The 14,017-nt window shown below is 71.1% G+C and carries 16 protein-coding genes and 1 tRNA gene; 6 read left to right on the plus strand and 11 right to left on the minus strand.

Annotated elements, in window-relative coordinates:
• Positions 1 to 146 precede the first annotated feature (146 nt).
• Together IF22_RS0109210 and IF22_RS0109215 are read left to right on the plus strand one after the other, a co-directional pair.
• On the plus strand, positions 147 to 764 hold the full coding sequence (locus IF22_RS0109210) for a dihydrofolate reductase family protein (protein ID WP_209444516.1): 618 nt from the start codon (positions 147 to 149) through the stop codon (positions 762 to 764).
• 122 nt (positions 765 to 886) lie between these two features.
• On the plus strand, positions 887 to 1,318 hold the full coding sequence (locus IF22_RS0109215; protein ID WP_156057401.1) for a hypothetical protein: 432 nt from the start codon (positions 887 to 889) through the stop codon (positions 1,316 to 1,318).
• Between the two features lie 11 nt (positions 1,319 to 1,329).
• On the opposite strand, the gene IF22_RS0109220 is transcribed toward IF22_RS0109215, so the two are convergent.
• Positions 1,330 to 2,037, minus strand: a complete 708-nt coding sequence (locus IF22_RS0109220; RefSeq protein ID WP_051708280.1) for a nucleoside/nucleotide kinase family protein — start codon at positions 2,035 to 2,037, stop codon at positions 1,330 to 1,332.
• Positions 2,038 to 2,141: 104 nt separating this feature from the next.
• On the opposite strand from IF22_RS0109220, the gene IF22_RS0109225 reads away from it, so the two are divergent.
• From IF22_RS0109225 to IF22_RS0109235, 3 genes are all read left to right on the plus strand, one after another.
• Positions 2,142 to 2,783, plus strand: coding sequence for a hypothetical protein (locus tag IF22_RS0109225; RefSeq protein WP_030330367.1), 642 nt, complete (start codon positions 2,142 to 2,144; stop codon positions 2,781 to 2,783).
• 106 nt (positions 2,784 to 2,889) lie between these two features.
• Positions 2,890 to 3,708: an alpha/beta fold hydrolase gene (locus tag IF22_RS0109230; protein WP_051708264.1), complete on the plus strand. Its 819-nt coding sequence runs from the start codon at positions 2,890 to 2,892 to the stop codon at positions 3,706 to 3,708.
• Between the two features lie 8 nt (positions 3,709 to 3,716).
• Positions 3,717 to 4,277, plus strand: coding sequence for an AAA family ATPase (locus IF22_RS0109235; protein ID WP_030330369.1), 561 nt, complete (start codon positions 3,717 to 3,719; stop codon positions 4,275 to 4,277).
• Between the two features lie 47 nt (positions 4,278 to 4,324).
• Here IF22_RS0109235 and IF22_RS0109240 read toward each other — a convergent pair.
• The 4 genes from IF22_RS0109240 to IF22_RS0109255 all read right to left on the minus strand — a co-directional run bounded on the left by IF22_RS0109240 (position 4,325) and on the right by IF22_RS0109255 (position 6,930).
• Positions 4,325 to 4,401 (minus strand) — tRNA-Ile (locus IF22_RS0109240).
• A gap of 121 nt (positions 4,402 to 4,522) precedes the next feature.
• Complete coding sequence (locus tag IF22_RS0109245; protein ID WP_030330370.1) at positions 4,523 to 5,761, minus strand: FAD-dependent oxidoreductase; 1,239 nt, start codon at positions 5,759 to 5,761, stop codon at positions 4,523 to 4,525.
• Positions 5,762 to 5,885: 124 nt separating this feature from the next.
• A complete protein-coding gene (locus IF22_RS0109250) occupies positions 5,886 to 6,155 on the minus strand; it encodes a LysR family transcriptional regulator (RefSeq protein ID WP_030330371.1) in 270 nt (89 codons plus the stop codon).
• A 379-nt stretch (positions 6,156 to 6,534) separates the two neighbouring features.
• Entirely contained in the window at positions 6,535 to 6,930 is a 396-nt protein-coding gene (locus tag IF22_RS0109255; protein WP_030330372.1) for a hypothetical protein, read from the minus strand.
• A 310-nt stretch (positions 6,931 to 7,240) separates the two neighbouring features.
• Between IF22_RS0109255 and IF22_RS0109260 the strand changes: the two genes are divergently transcribed.
• Positions 7,241 to 7,447, plus strand: a complete 207-nt coding sequence (locus tag IF22_RS0109260; RefSeq protein ID WP_030330373.1) for a hypothetical protein — start codon at positions 7,241 to 7,243, stop codon at positions 7,445 to 7,447.
• Between the two features lie 121 nt (positions 7,448 to 7,568).
• Here IF22_RS0109260 and IF22_RS0109265 read toward each other — a convergent pair whose 3' ends face one another.
• The 6 genes from IF22_RS0109265 to IF22_RS0109290 all read right to left on the minus strand — a co-directional run bounded on the left by IF22_RS0109265 (position 7,569) and on the right by IF22_RS0109290 (position 14,005).
• Complete coding sequence (locus tag IF22_RS0109265) at positions 7,569 to 8,864, minus strand: helix-turn-helix domain-containing protein (protein ID WP_081883761.1); 1,296 nt, start codon at positions 8,862 to 8,864, stop codon at positions 7,569 to 7,571.
• Between the two features lie 309 nt (positions 8,865 to 9,173).
• The gene (locus IF22_RS0109270) at positions 9,174 to 10,385 is read right to left on the minus strand and encodes a glycosyltransferase (RefSeq protein WP_030330375.1); all 1,212 of its coding nucleotides are present in this window, start codon (positions 10,383 to 10,385) and stop codon (positions 9,174 to 9,176) included.
• Positions 10,386 to 10,390: 5 nt separating this feature from the next.
• Positions 10,391 to 11,026: a GOLPH3/VPS74 family protein gene (locus tag IF22_RS0109275; protein WP_051708265.1), complete on the minus strand. Its 636-nt coding sequence runs from the start codon at positions 11,024 to 11,026 to the stop codon at positions 10,391 to 10,393.
• A 56-nt stretch (positions 11,027 to 11,082) separates the two neighbouring features.
• The gene (locus tag IF22_RS0109280; RefSeq protein ID WP_030330377.1) at positions 11,083 to 11,937 is read right to left on the minus strand and encodes an ABC transporter permease; all 855 of its coding nucleotides are present in this window, start codon (positions 11,935 to 11,937) and stop codon (positions 11,083 to 11,085) included.
• Positions 11,934 to 12,857: an ABC transporter ATP-binding protein gene (locus IF22_RS0109285; protein WP_030330378.1), complete on the minus strand. Its 924-nt coding sequence runs from the start codon at positions 12,855 to 12,857 to the stop codon at positions 11,934 to 11,936. The genes IF22_RS0109280 and IF22_RS0109285 overlap by 4 nt, the downstream gene beginning before the upstream one ends.
• Positions 12,854 to 14,005, minus strand: coding sequence for a nucleotide disphospho-sugar-binding domain-containing protein (locus tag IF22_RS0109290; RefSeq protein WP_156057405.1), 1,152 nt, complete (start codon positions 14,003 to 14,005; stop codon positions 12,854 to 12,856). The genes IF22_RS0109285 and IF22_RS0109290 overlap by 4 nt, the downstream gene beginning before the upstream one ends.
• Between the last annotated feature and the right edge of the window lie 12 nt (positions 14,006 to 14,017).

Below are 14,017 nucleotides of genomic sequence, written 5' to 3' on the forward strand. Positions count from 1 at the left end.
GAGATCACCAGGTCAGGCTATTCCTGAGCCCAGCGAGCTCGGTCTGTTCGTCGCGCACTGGACACGATCCGCTGTCGAGCCCGGCAGCACTCGGCCCACGCGTCGTAGGCTGACCACTCGCCCCTGAGTCGTCGATGGAGAGCGCAGTGACCACACGCAGCGGCAAGGTGATCGCCGACCAGACCATCTCCGCCGACGGGTACTCGGCCGGTCACAACCAGACCGAGGAACGCCCGTTCGGCGACGACGGCGGTGACGGCTGGGGCGCGGGGCTGCACTCTTGGATGTTCGACGCCGCCGACGAGAACCGGGCCGAACTCGACCAGACCAGAGCCGCCTCAGCGGTCATCATGGGGCGCAACATGTTCGGCCCGGTGCGCGGCGCGTGGGACCGGCAGTGGAACGGCTGGTGGGGTGACGATCCGCCGTTCCACAAGCCGGTGTTCGTGCTCACCCATCACGCGCGTGAGCCGCAGCCGATGGAGGGCGGCACCACCTTCCACTTCGTCACGGACGGGATCGAGTCGGCGCTCGCGCAGGCGCGCGCGGCGGCCGGCGACGGCGACGTCCTGATCCACGGCGGCTCGACCACCATCAACCAGTACCTCGCCGCCGGTCTGGTCGACGAGCTGCGGCTGCACATCGCGCCGCTCACCCTCGGCACCGGCGTGCGGCTGTTCGAGGGTGTGCCGCCGCTGAACCTCGAACAGCTGACGGCGCGGGCGGCGAGTTCGGTGCTGCACGTGACCTACCGCGTGCTGTAGTGAAGCGGTGCGCCACCGCGTGAATTGCTCCGGCGGTGGTGACGGTGGCAGGCGCGTCGGTCGCATCGGCGGCAGCGAACGCCTGCGGCGTGGTGTGCATCGACCGTTGTAGGGTGCCCGCCGTGGGATACACAGTGGCACCGTCAGGCCGTCTGCACCTCCCGGAGTCGGAGGACGCCGCTTCGGCCATCGCCGTCCAGGCCGCGCTGGCTGAACGAGGTGAGTGGTACGGGCCAGACGGGTTTCCGTCCGATGGCACGCTGGTCGACCTCGCGGAGGCGGCCCGCGCCTCCATCGTCCGCGACGGGGACTGGATCGAGTTCGGGCACGACGACGAGGGCGATCCCAAGTGGTCGGACCGGGCAACCGCCTTCTACGTCGCGATTGCACCGTTCGTTAGCGAGGGCACCGTGGAGATCGAGGGTGAGGACGGGGCCCGCTGGTCGTACACCTACGCGGACGGGCAGGTGACCCAGCGAGGTTGGAACGGGTGGGATGGGTCCGTCGAGCCGTTTGGCGACTACGTGGAGCACCCGGCCCCGGATCACTCGTAGCCGCGGCTCCCTCACCGGCCGCCCGGGGTTTCGGTGAACGGATCTTCTCGGCGGGCGGTCTCCCAGACCGGTCGCTGCGGCTCGTCGTTGTGCACGACGATGTCGGCGTGCTGGGTCGGGCAGGCCGTAGCGAAGTAGAGCTGCTGAGAAGGGATGTAACGCTCGCGCCAGCGTCGTTCGACGTCGGCCCGAGGTGACACCAGCCGCTCCCGGATGACGGCACGATCCACTGTCATCTCCAGTGCCGTGGACACGAAGATGCGCAGGTCCCACCGATCGACCAACTCCGGGCGCAGGAGGAAGACGCCGTCGAAGACGAGCACGGCGTCGGGTGGGGCGGTCGTGACCGGCGGGGACAGCACAGCGTCCGCGGCGCGGTCGTAGACCGCGTGTTGGAAGCGCCGATCTCCGCCCGGCCCGAGCGGGTCGAGCAGGACCCTTTTCAGCGCCTCGTTGTCGTGGGTGTCGTGGTAGCAGCCTTCGGCCGAGTACTCGCCGCGCGGATAGCGTTGTGCTCGGGGGAAGAGGAAATCGTCGATCGTGGCGCGGATGACGTCGCGGCCCTGGTCGCGCAGGACGACGGCCAGTTCGTCGGCGAGGGTGGTCTTGCCGGCGGCGGGCGGTCCGTCGACGGCGACCCGCGTCGGGTGCGCGACGGTCACGGACCCGACCGCCTCAGCCAGGCGGTGGATCAGGTCGTCGCGGGTGCCGTGGGCCAGGTCTGCTGGTTCTCGTCTCACATCGCTCCCCCACCGTCCGTCGACGGCCCGCGAACTGGATGCGAATCCCTGTCACAGTGGGTCACATCACGTATGGTCGTCCGATGGTCGCACGGTTGCTGGCGTACCTCCGCCCCCCGCTTGTCGTCTGCGGACACGTGGTGGCACTGGTGTTGCTCGCCCTGGACGCGCGCCGTGAATGGAGTGCGTACGGGCTTGTCGTGCTTCTCCTGCTGCTTGGTGCGCTTGCCGCGATACCGGCGGCGCTGGTCGACTCGCCGAGGTTCCGGCTGGTCAGCCTGGCCGCACAGACCGTCGGAGCCGGCGTCGTCGCGTTGGGTCTGCACGACTCGGCCGACAAGCGGGCGCTCTGGGTGTACGTGCTGTCCGCACTGGTGGCGGTGGTCTCGCCGACCAGCCGGCCGGGGCTTGGCCGGATGACAGTGATCGGCGTGGGGTCGGCAGTGGTGCTCACCGTCGGCGTGTCAGCTCCGGCACTGGCCTGGGGTGGTGGTCAGCCCGAAGCGGTGGTGTGCGTGCGGCAGGGGGAATCCGCTGACGAACTGGTGCGCGAGAGCCACCGCTTCGACCCCGACGGCGTGGTAGCAGGCTTCGGGTCCGAAGGGCCGCAGGCACCGTGCCTGGAGGTGCTGTTCGATCCCGGTGCCACCGCTGGCGACGCCGCCGACGTCGTCCGCCGCTACTCCGTGGACCCGAGGGTCTCCTCCGTCAACCGGACGCGCTGACGCTGGAGGGTCGACTGTCTGGGCGATTCCGTGGTGGGGCGGGCGGGACTCGGACCCCCACACCGCTCCCGACGCGCGGGGAACCACGGGTCTAACATCCCAGGTCATGCGTAGGTTCTTCACCGTTGGGAGTCGGACTCTTTCCTATCTGGACTTCGGTGGCCCGGGTGCTCCCCTCCTGGCTCTTCACGGGCACTACAACGAGGCGTCGGCATTCGCGCCGCTGGCTGAGGCGTTGGCACCGCAGTGGCGGGTGATCGCGCTCGATCAGCGCGGGCACGGAGCGTCGGACCGTGCCGAGAGCTATGCGCGTGACGATTATGTCGCCGACCTCGCCGCGTTCCACCGGCACCTGCAGGTCGGCCCCGTGGCGGTGCTGGGCCACTCACTTGGCGGAGTCAACGCCTACCAGTACGCCGGGCGGTACGCGGACCGGGTCACCGCGCTGATCGTCGAGGACATCGGCGCGGACGTGGACGTTGATTGGTCGTTCACGACCAGCCTCCCCCGCCACGCGCCGTCGCGCGATGCGCTGACCTCGGCACTGGGCGCGGCGGCGCCCTACCTGGAGTGTTCCTTCCGCCAGTTCACGGACGGATGGGGCTTCTCATTCGACATCGGCGACACGGTCGCGTCCCAGCAGGCACTCAGCGGTGACCACTGGAAGGACTGGGTTTCGGTGAGCTGCCCTACTCTCCTGATCCGTGGTACGCGCAGCGAGGAACTGGCGGCGGACCACGCTCGCGAGATGATCGCCCGTCGCGCCGGCCAGGCTCGTCTTGCCGAGCTGCCCGCCGGTCACGTGGTGCATCACGACGCTCAGGCACAGTTCGCCGCCGCCGTTCGCGCCTTTCTGTCCGAACTCGGGAATCGTCCCGACTCAGGATCGCGTCCAGAACGCCGCCCGGTTGCTCATGCGCGTTAGGGTGCGCCGTGATCGTATGGATCAACGGCACCCACGGCGCGGGCAAGACGACGACCAGCGCGCTCGTGCAACAACTGATCCCGAATTCACGGGTGTTCGACGCCGAGAAGGTCGGCGAGACACTCATGGACATCACGCCGGGGCTGCCCGAGACGGACAACTTCCAGCACTGGCCGCCGTGGCGGCAGCTCGTCGTCGAGACCGCCCACCGCGTGCTCGACTACACCGGCGGCACTCTGGTGATGCCGATGACCGTCCTGGTCGAGCAGTACTGGCGCGAGATCAGCGGAGGCCTCGCCCAGCACGCCATACCGGTGAGGCACTTCGTCCTCCACGCCGACCAGGACACCCTCCGTAGGCGAATCGAGGAGGAACACCCCGTCCCCTCCCCGTTCCGCCTCAAATACCTTGAGCCCTACGCCGAGGCGGCCCGCACCTGGCTGCATGCCGAGGCCGAGGTCGTTGACACCACGCACCTCACGCCCGCCCAGGCAGCCCAGCAAATCGTTCTCCGGGCCACCGGGGGGATCTCGGGCACGCTCCTGGCGAGACCTGAAGGCCGGCACTGACGGTGGTTTTCCGGGTCGTCGGCGGCATGGCTGACCGGGGGGACGGCTGGTGGGGCGGGCGGGACTCGAACCCGCGACCGAGGGATTATGAGTCCCCTGCTCTAACCGGCTGAGCTACCGCCCCGAACACCGCGCCGGATCTTATCCCGCTCGGCGGTCAGCAGCCAGCACCGCGCCGGCCGGCGCCCACGCCTGCGCCAGCACGATGGGCAACAGGAATATAACAGCGTGCTCAGGTACGCCTGTCAGCCGGCACGCAGCTCGTCCAGCACCGCGCCGGCGGCGCGCCAGCCGCTGGTGAGAGCGCCCTGGATCGATGGGCTGTCCCGGTGGTCACCGGCCACGAACAGGCCCTCCCCCAACGCCACCGGCTTGCGCAGTTGGCCCTGCGGTGGGGGTGCGGCGGGTAGCGCCTCGGGGACGGCGACGGTGGTGAGGTGGGTCCAGTCGGCGGTGGAGCGGCCGTACAGCCGGGTCAGCTCGGCCCGGATGGTCGGCTCGGGTGGGGCCGTCGGGCCGACCACCGAGGTGGCGATCAGGTGTCGTCCGGTCGGCGCGTATGTGGGGGCGGCGTTGCTGAGCACCACGGTGTTGGCGACGAGTTCGCGCCGGCCGCCGTCGACGAGCAGGATCGGCTCGGTGAGGGGCGGCTCGGGCGCGCTGTGGTAGTAGGTGGTGTAGCTGTGCATGCGTACCGTCGCCAGGGTCGGCAGCAGCGCGGACGCGGCGGGTGGGTCGACGGCGACCACGACGGCCCGGCAGCGGATGTCGCCGGCCTGGGTGCGGACCCGGCCCGGAGCGACCTCCGCGACGGGGGTGTCCAGGTCGAGCAGGTCGGCGGGTAGCGGCGCGGCGATGGCCAGTGGCAGCGCGGCCATCCCTTCGGCGGGCAGGCCGATCCGGCCGCGGGCGAAGGAGCGCAGCACCATTGCCAGTACGCGGCTGGAGGTGGACAGCTCCCGGTCGATGAAGACACCGGAGAGGAACGGTCGCAGCAGTTCCTCGATGAAGGCGTCGGAGAGGCCGGCGCGGCGTAACGCCGTCTCGGTGCTGGTCTCCGGCGCGGCGAGCAGCCGGGACGTGGGCAGGGTGGCGCAGCCGGTGGCGAGCGCGGCGAAGCGCAGCCGGTCGAACAGCGAGCCGACCCCGGCGAGCGCGGTGCCGGGCCCGCCGGTCGGTTCGCGCACTGGGTTGACCAGCCGCAGCAGGTTGTCGCCCTTGCGGACCAGCACACCGGAGGTGAAGTAGCCGAGGTTGAGCTGGCCGGTGTCGAGCAGCGTGCCGAGCCGGGGGTAGGCGGTGTTGAGCACCTGGAAACCCCGGTCGATGAGGTGACCGTCGATCACGTCGGTGGCGACTCGACCGCCGAGTCGGCCGCTGGCCTCCACCAGCCGCCAGGGCACGCCGGCGCGGTGCAGTCGGCGGGCGGCGGCGAGGCCGGCCAGGCCGCCGCCGATGATGACGACGTCGACCTCAGCGCCCATGCCCTCATCCTAAGCCGATCAGCAGCGCGACCTCGGTGGTTGCCACGGACGGCGAGGAGTACGTGGACGCGAACGAACCCCGGGTTCTCGGCAGGTCCGAGGCCCCGGGGTTCGGGAGGGAACGTCAACCGGCGAGCGCCAGATCGGCGGTCGTGGCCTTGATGCCGCGCATGAGCGTGAGGACGGCCTGGACGGACGGCAGCATCAACGCGCCGGAGCGGGTCAGCGTGACGCCGGCGGAAGTACGGACGAACAGCTTCGTGCCGAGGGTCATCTCCAGGCACTTGATCTGGTAACTCACTGCGGGCTGCGAGTAGCCCAGGGCCCGGGCCGCCATGTCCATCCGTCCGTGCTCGGCCACCGCGACGAAGGCCTGTAGTTCGCGCTCGTTCACCTGATACCCCCGAATATCGACTGGCTCCGCTTGGCTTGTCATCACCAGGCAGTCATCAGAGTAATGACTTTCGTCATGCCGGTCAATACCGTCCGGCGGAAGTCCCAGCCGCATCGTGCCCGGTCAGAGCAGCTTTCAGGAAGTACACAGCCAACGTGTGGTGACTCCATCAGAGTCATGCGCTACAGGAGAGTGAGTCATACCCGATGACTGGATCGGACGAGGACCGCCGTTGGCGGTCGGTCGTCCCGCACGACGACGAGGACCTCCGTCGCAGGTGGCAGTCCCACCTCGACCGGAGGTCCTCGTGATTACCGCTTGTCGGTGCCGCCCACACCCGACCTCGACCAGCGGGCCGCGGCGGCGCACCCGGCACTGGTCACCAGAGCGTCGTCGAAGCGCCGCAGGCGGTGCCCGCGCACAGCCGGGCGGTGGCGGAGGGCCGACCGATCAGGAAGGTCTGGAAGGTCGTGACGAACGACTGCGGGCTCTCGCCGGCGCACGTCACCGGCGACTCCCAGGTGGTGCCGCCGTGCTGGATCTGCACGTGGAAGCAGCCGGTGGCGGTGCCGGTCGTGATGATGCCCTTGACCGTACGCTTCTGGCCGACGCCCAGCGGGTCCTGCTGGACGGTCTGGGTGCCGCTCGCCGTGGCACCGTCATAGGCCACCTGCCACGCCAGGGGCAGCACGGACGTGGTGGCGGACGGGCGGGCGAGCGCGGGCGCGGCGACGGAGACCGCGGCGGCAGTCATCAGTACGGTCGCGGTGACCACCCGGCGGACTTTTCCTGACAGGGACATGAATTGCCTCCGAATACCGATCGATGGTTCGGGAAGCGGCGCGGCGGAAATGATGCGGCAGGTTACCGATCACATTGCCGTGCTCTCGCCGAAGCAATCTCAGCCATCGGGTGACGGGGCGGGCAACGCCATATCGAACTCTTGAAAGAGCAGCCCAGCCGCAGGCGGGGCGGCGCGCGATTTTAAGGGCAGCCGGCTGCCTTACGCCACCCCCGATCAGCCTGGCTCCAAAAAATTCGAACCAGACTCCACCGGCGCGACGCGAGCCACTAGACATAGAGGCATGACGAAGCACACCGCAGCCGCCGCCACTGACGACTCCCGCCTCGTTCGCCGCCTGGTGATGCCGGCGATCGCGTTCGCCGCGATCGCGCTCGCCGGCTCGGAGGCCACCGACGAGGCCGCTACCGACACGTCTCAGACCGGCGTCGTCGCGGTCGCCGACGCGCCGGAGCTCGCGGCCCCGGCGTCGGCCGACTGGCCCTGGTGAACGACGACGCTCGATCAGCCGGTCGCGGCAGCGAGGGAGCCGCGGCCGGCTTCGCGCCCTCCATCACCTGACGGTGCTGGAGGGCTTCTTCATGTGCCCACCGCTTGTTCACGGACCCGGCTCAGGACGCCGGGGCGTCATCCACCTCACGCCAGATCTGGACCGCCCGCCGGTACGCCGAAGCCGCCTCGGCGAGCTGAGCCGCCCGGCGCAACGAGCCGGCGGCTTCCTCGGACCGCCCGCAGCGGCGCTGGGCCCGGCCGACGGCCAGGACGAAACGCACCCGCTCGATGGCCGACAGGTCGGCCTCGTCGACGGTGCTGGCGATCTCCAGCGCCCGCTCCGGCTCGCCGACAGCCACCGCGTACCGGACCTCCAGGCTGGCGGCGGCGGACGGTGAGGTGGCGAGATCGGCGGCGGACATGGCGGCGCGGGCGGCGACCATGTGCGCGGTGATCTCCGACAGGTCGGCTTCGGCGTCCATCAGCGCGGACACCGCCGCGGCGGCGAACCGCGCCCAGTCCCGCAGCGAGGTGGTGGGGTTGGCCAGCATCTCCCGTGCCGAGCGCAGGTGCTCCAGCGACCGCTCGACCTCGCCCATCCGGGCCATCGCGATGCTCGCCACCCAGTGCGCGCGACCGGTGATGGCGGGGCTGTCCAGCTCCAGCGCCATCGCCATCATCCGCTCGACGATCCGGATCACCTCGGCCCCGCCGCCGGCGTCGCTCAGCACCGAGATGTGCACCGCGTACAGGCGAATGTGCTCGCTGCCACGGACGAACGCGGTGCTGGTGATCTCCTGCTCGGCGAGCTCGATGTGGGTGAAGGCCTCGTCGAGGCGGCCCACGTCACGGGCCGCCCCGATCAGCGCGATGCGGGCGCGCACGAGCGCCTCCGGGACGCCGGTCTTCTCGGCGACCTCGACGAGTTCCTCAAGCAGCGCGTGTCGGGCGACCCGGTCGTTGCGCTGCTCCAGGATTCGTTCCAGGGCCAGGCCGTGGCTCAGCATCGACGCCGCCTCGCCGGCTTCCCGGGCGGCACGGTAGGCGCTGGTCAGCCCCTGCTCGGCGCGGACCAGATCGCCCTGTTCGATGGCGCTGCTGGTGACCAGTTCCTGGGCGAGCCGGGCGGCCTCCACTGGCGGTCGCGCACCGTCGTCGGACGGTCGCGGCCCCGGCGTCGGCGCGGGCGCCGGGTCCAGGGCGGCGTCGTCGACCAGGGCCGCCATCGGTACGCCGAGGACACCGACCAGGTGGGCGACGACCTCCAGCGTCGGCACCCGGGTGCCGGACTCGAGCAGCGAGATGTAGGACTGGTTGACCGCACCCACGGCAAGGTCCCGTTGGGACATTCCGCGTTCGGTGCGGAGGCGTCGCAGCCGTCGCCCGAAGTCGGGCTGAGCAATCTGCGTGGCCATGCGACTACCTCGTGTGCCTTTCCGTAATCCAATACGACGCGGTCCGACGCTGGACCAGGGAGCAGAATACGCCGAGCACGCCGACGCATCGCCTCCGCCGAATGGCCCGCGCTGAATTCTGCCGGGACCATACCGGGGTACGGGAGCGGGGGCGGTGAACGCCCCCGCGAGCAACCCCGGGGGAAGGTGCTCGCGGGGGCCGGGACCCGTCACGGCCCGGAGGTGATGACTCCGGTATATGACTGGCCCCGGCTACCTGCCCGACGGGGTCCGACTGGACACCTCCGGGCGGGTCGCGCCTGCTCCCCTCTATCCCACCGAAACCGACGCAGTCCGACAAGTCGCTATTGAAGATTTCGAATCGACACCGGGCGACGACGCCTGGCGCGGTGCGGCACCGGCAGGTGAGCGGTTCAGCAACCGGTCCAGCACCCCCCGGGCCACCCGGGCGTCGAACCGGGCCGACAGCCCCGCTCCGGCCGTCGCGGCGAGGCGTCCGGCCAGCTCGTCGTCGCGCAGCAACCGGACCAACTCGCCGGCCAGCTCCGCGGCGGTCTCCCCGCCCAGGACGTCGACGCCAGCCACCAGGCCCATGCCCTCGAAGGCGATCGGTGTGCCCACCACCGGTACGCCGTACTCGATCGCCTCACCCACCTTGCCCTTCACGCCGGCGCCGTAGCGCAGCGGCGCGACCGCCACCCGGGCCTGCCGGTACATGGGTGCCAGATCGGGCACCCAGCCGTGCACGGTGACCCGGTCACCGGCCATGGCCCTGACCGCCGGCGGCGCCGCGTCACCGACCAGATCTACCGTCACCTCCGGCATCTCGGCCCAGACCAGCGGCATGATCTCGGTACACAGCCAGCGGGCCGCGTCGACGTTCGGCTCGTGCAGATAGTTGCCGACGAAGAGCACCCTCGGCGTCGACGCCCGCTGCGCAGTGGTCCGCGCCGGCCGGTGGATGTTCGACAGCACCTCGACCCACGCGTCGGGCACCAACTCCCGCAGCAGGTGACGCTCCTCGTCGGAGACCACCAGCGTCACGTCGCATTCCCGGGTCAGCAGCAACTCCACCGCCCGCATGCTGTCGGCTCGGGCGCGCAGCGCGTACCGGTCCGGGCTGTTCTGCGCGGCGGCCAGCGCCGCCTGCCGGTCGAGTCGACGAAAGTGCACATCGACCGTGTCGTACGCGACGAGGCAGCCCGGCGCGGCGTCGCGCACCCGCGCCAGCATCTGCACCGCCGGCTCGGGGCGGCAGAGCAGCGCCAGGCCGATCCGGTGCCCCTGGTCGGCGAGGAACCGGATCTGCTGCCTCCGGTCGGTGATGACACCGACGCCGGCCGCCCGCAACCTGTCCGCGTACTGCCGCTCGGCCGTCCCGTTCTGGGGAAGGAACACGACCTGACGCCCGAGGGCGAGCAGCTCGTCGATGACGCGTTGCAGGCGCAACGAACCGGAGTCGCGGTCCGGTGTCGGCAGCTGGTGGTCGACGACGAGGACCAGGTCGGCGGCGGGTGACACGGCGGTCAGCTCGCGGCGAACAGGATCAGGAGCTGTGCCGTGTCCAGCCCGTGGAAGGCGTCCCGCAGCGGGCCGGACGCCCAGGCGGTCCGGGCGATCTCGGCGGCCCGCTGCCGGGTCGCCTCGTCCCGGGCACCGGGGACCGCGCCGATGCCGTGCAGGATCGTGATCAGCACGGCGGTCTCCTCGTCGGGCCGCGCGCCGTTGAGGGCCGCGTCGATCCCGGCCCGGATCTCCCGCTCCCGCGAACCGTCAGCGGTCGGGAAGCTGCGGGTCTTCACCAGGCCGAGCACGCGATTCTCCTCGACCCGGATCGCGCCGTCGGCGGTGAGCAGCTCCAGCAGCGGCTTCCAGCAGTCGTGCCCGAGGTTCTCGGCGGCCCAGCCGACCTTGGTCGGCTTCTCCCCCAGCTTCGCCAGCGCGGTGTCCAGGGCGGGGTCGCCGGTCGGGGTGCCGTCGGAGACCACCACCCGGGTCTCCCGGGCGTCGTCCGACGCGGGGATCGAGATGCGACCGGCCCGCACCAGGTCGAGCAGCACGGCACTGCCGACCGCCCGGTACCGGCGGCCGAGGTCGACGGTGCTGCGCCCGCTCTCGTCGTCGAGCAGCAGCAGGACAAGGTCTTCGGCCAGTCGGGACATGAACACTCTCCTCGGTGGGATCGGATGAACATCGAACAGCTACGGGTGGATCAGGGTCAGGCGGCGCGGCGGCTCAGGGCGCGGTCGCGGCGGGCGGCCATCGTGGAACCGGACTCGCGGCGGGCCATCAGGCGCAGCACCACCGGCGCGGCCAGCATGCCCAGCACCGCCCAGCCGCCGAGCACCGCCACCGTCTCCCAGTGCCGCCACGACTCGCCGATCTCGGCGGCGAGGGCGCTCTCCGGCAGCAGCGCGGACCGGGCCGCCAACCCCAGCCAGTACAGCGGGAACACCTGCGCGACGACCTGCAACCAGGTCGGGAAACCGGCGATCGGGTGGAAGATGCCGGAGATGGTGGCGAGGGCGAAGACCGGCAGCATGATCAGACCGATGCTGCGCGGGCTCTCGATCAGCGAGCCGAAGACCGCGCCGAGGGGCAGCATCGCCAGCAGGCCCAGCGGCAGCAGCCAGAGCAGGGTGAGCCACCGCCCGGCCTCGCCGAGGTGCAGACCGTCGACGAGCAGCGCGCCGGTGCCGAGCACCGCGACCCAGGCGACCAGGACCATGCCGGCGACCAGCAGCACCTTGCCGATCAGGTACGACACCATCCCGTGCGGCAGCGCCTTGAGTCGCAGCAGCGTGCCGTCCTCGCGTTCGACGACGAGTTGCTGCGCCAGGTTGAGCAGGCCGTTGAAGCCGATGCACATGCTGAGCAGGCTGGGCAGGACGAAGGCCGCCACCGACACGTCGGTGCCGGCGAGCATGTTGTCGCGCAGGAAGTAGATCGGTGCCAGCAGGCCGATCAGCCACACCAGGTTGCTGCCGAGGTCCTGGCCGTTGCTGAGCACCTGACGGAGCTCGGTGCCGCCACGACTCAGGCCCTGCCGTACGGCGTTGCCCGTCACGTTCATCGTTTCGCCTCCTCGCCCGCCACCATGGACAGGTAGATCTCCTCCAGACCGGCCCGGTGCACCCGCAGGTCGTCGACCTCTGCGCCATCCTGGATCAGCTGCCGCACGAACGCGGAGACATCGGCGGTACGGGCGCTGTGCGCCCGGCCGCCGCTGGTCCAGGTCACCTCGGCCTCCCCGCCGAACTCGCGGGCCAGCTCGGCGACGGTCCCCCGGGCGGCGATCCGACCGCCGGCCAGGATCAGCACCTGGTCGGCCAACTTCTCGGCCTCGTGCAGGTCGTGGGTGGTCAGCAGGATCGTCATCCGGGCGTCGGCCAGGGTTCGGAGCAACTCGTGGAACTCCTGCCGAGCCTGCGGGTCGAAGCCGACGGTGGGCTCGTCCAGGAAGAGGACCTCGGGCCGGCCGACGATGCCGACGGCGATGTCGAGGCGGCGGCGCTGCCCGCCGGAGAGCGCGGCGATGGGCTTGTCGGCCTGCTCGGTCAGCCCGACGGCGGCCAGCAGCTCGTCGACATCCCAGGGCCGGGTCACGCCGTCGGTCGCGTACGGCCGGTAGAAGGAGCCGAAGTGCGACAGCAGCTCCCGGACCCGCCACTTGCCGTGGTCACGCCAGGACTGCAGGACGATGCCGAGCCGGGCCCGCCACGCCTCGTCGCCACGGGCGGGGTCGACGCCGAGCACGCTGACCTCACCGGCGGACCGGAGCCGGAAGCCTTCCAGGATCTCGATGGTGGTGCTCTTGCCGGCGCCGTTGGGCCCGAGCAGGGCGACGATCTGGCCTTGGGTGATGGTGAAGTCGATGCCACGCAGCACCTGCTGGGTGCCGTAGCTCATCCGCAGCCCGCTTACCCGCACCACGGGCGGCGGCTCCGCGGGGGCGGTCCGGACCGGATCCGGTGCGGTGAGAGTGCTCGTCATGCCGCGCGTCCTTTCTCGACAGGGGTTGCCCCGGCCAGGGGCAGGTGCAGTTCGATGTGGTCGGCGGCGGCGCGGGCACCACCGGCGGCGGCGATCTCGGCGCGCAGTTCGTCGAGCCGTACCCGGGTTTCGGGGCTGGTCGTGACGGCCCGCACCGCGTCGCGCACGGCTTCCGCGTCGAAGGCCCGGGGCGGGACGACCCGGCCGACGCCCAGGGCCTCGACGCGGGCGGCGGTCACGAACTGCTCGACGCCCTGCGGGACCACCACCAGCGGCACGCCCTGGGTGAGCCCTTCGAGGACGCTTCCGGTGCCGCCGGCGGTCACGAAGACGCCGGCCTGTTCCAGCACCCGCACCTGCGGCACCCAGCGGTGCACCTCGACGCCGGCCGGGAGGTCGCCCAGCGCGGCCGGATCGACTGTGGTGCCGGTGGCGATCACCACGTGCCAGCCGTCGCCGGCCAATGCCGCCGCGCAGTCGGCGAAGACACCGGGCCGGGTGTTGTACGTGGTGCCGAGCGAGACCAGGGCCACCGGGCGGCCCGGCGGGGCGGTCCAGTCACCGTCGGTGCGTCGACGCCACGGCACCGGGCCGACGAAGAGGTACGAGTCGTCCACCTGCGCGGCGTTGACCTGCAACGATCGCGGCATCGCCACCACGCACGGCTTGACGTCGGGGGCGACCCGCACGGGGGCGCCGATCTGCTCCTCGCTGCCGGAGTAGAAGACGTGGGTCGGTGAGAACTGCACCTCCGGCACCCGCCAGTGCCTCGCCAGCAGCGGTGCGTGGGCGGTGACGGTGTCGTACACGATCAGGTCCGGGCGGTCGCCCTGGTACGCCGCCGCGACCTGCGGCAGCGCGACGTCGCGTTCGCGGGCGAAGACCGCGGCGGCCTGCCGGCCGTCGTCGTCGGTGGCGAGCCATCCGCGCCCGGGGGTGCCGGGCGACGGGAACGTCGAGGTGTACGGCACCAGCGCGGCGCCCGCCTCCTCGACCAGCGCACCGAAGGCGGGTGCGGTGGCGAAGGTGACGCGGTGCCCCCGGCCGACGAGCTCCGCCACCACGCCGAGCATGGGGTTCACGTGACCGTGCAGCGGCACGGACATGAAGGCGATGTGGGCTCCGGGCGGCGAGTGGGCTGGCGTCACGGTTGTTCCCCC

This window comes from Micromonospora parva (genome assembly GCF_000718515.1).
GTDB classification, from domain to species: Bacteria; Actinomycetota; Actinomycetes; order Mycobacteriales; family Micromonosporaceae; genus Micromonospora; species Micromonospora parva.

What these genes read in the sequence shown, in the direction of transcription:
- IF22_RS0109225 (WP_030330367.1), top strand. Translation starts at nt 2,142, where the DNA reads ATGGTCGCACGGTTGCTGGCGTACCTCCGCCCCCCGCTTGTCGTCTGC.
- IF22_RS0109230 (WP_051708264.1), top strand. Translation starts at nt 2,890, where the DNA reads ATGCGTAGGTTCTTCACCGTTGGGAGTCGGACTCTTTCCTATCTGGAC.
- IF22_RS0109245 (WP_030330370.1), bottom strand. Translation starts at nt 5,761, where the DNA reads ATGGGCGCTGAGGTCGACGTCGTCATCATCGGCGGCGGCCTGGCCGGC.
- IF22_RS0109260 (WP_030330373.1), top strand. Translation starts at nt 7,241, where the DNA reads ATGACGAAGCACACCGCAGCCGCCGCCACTGACGACTCCCGCCTCGTT.
- IF22_RS0109265 (WP_081883761.1), bottom strand. Translation starts at nt 8,864, where the DNA reads ATGGCCACGCAGATTGCTCAGCCCGACTTCGGGCGACGGCTGCGACGC.
- IF22_RS0109275 (WP_051708265.1), bottom strand. Translation starts at nt 11,026, where the DNA reads ATGTCCCGACTGGCCGAAGACCTTGTCCTGCTGCTGCTCGACGACGAG.
- IF22_RS0109280 (WP_030330377.1), bottom strand. Translation starts at nt 11,937, where the DNA reads ATGAACGTGACGGGCAACGCCGTACGGCAGGGCCTGAGTCGTGGCGGC.
- IF22_RS0109285 (WP_030330378.1), bottom strand. Translation starts at nt 12,857, where the DNA reads ATGACGAGCACTCTCACCGCACCGGATCCGGTCCGGACCGCCCCCGCG.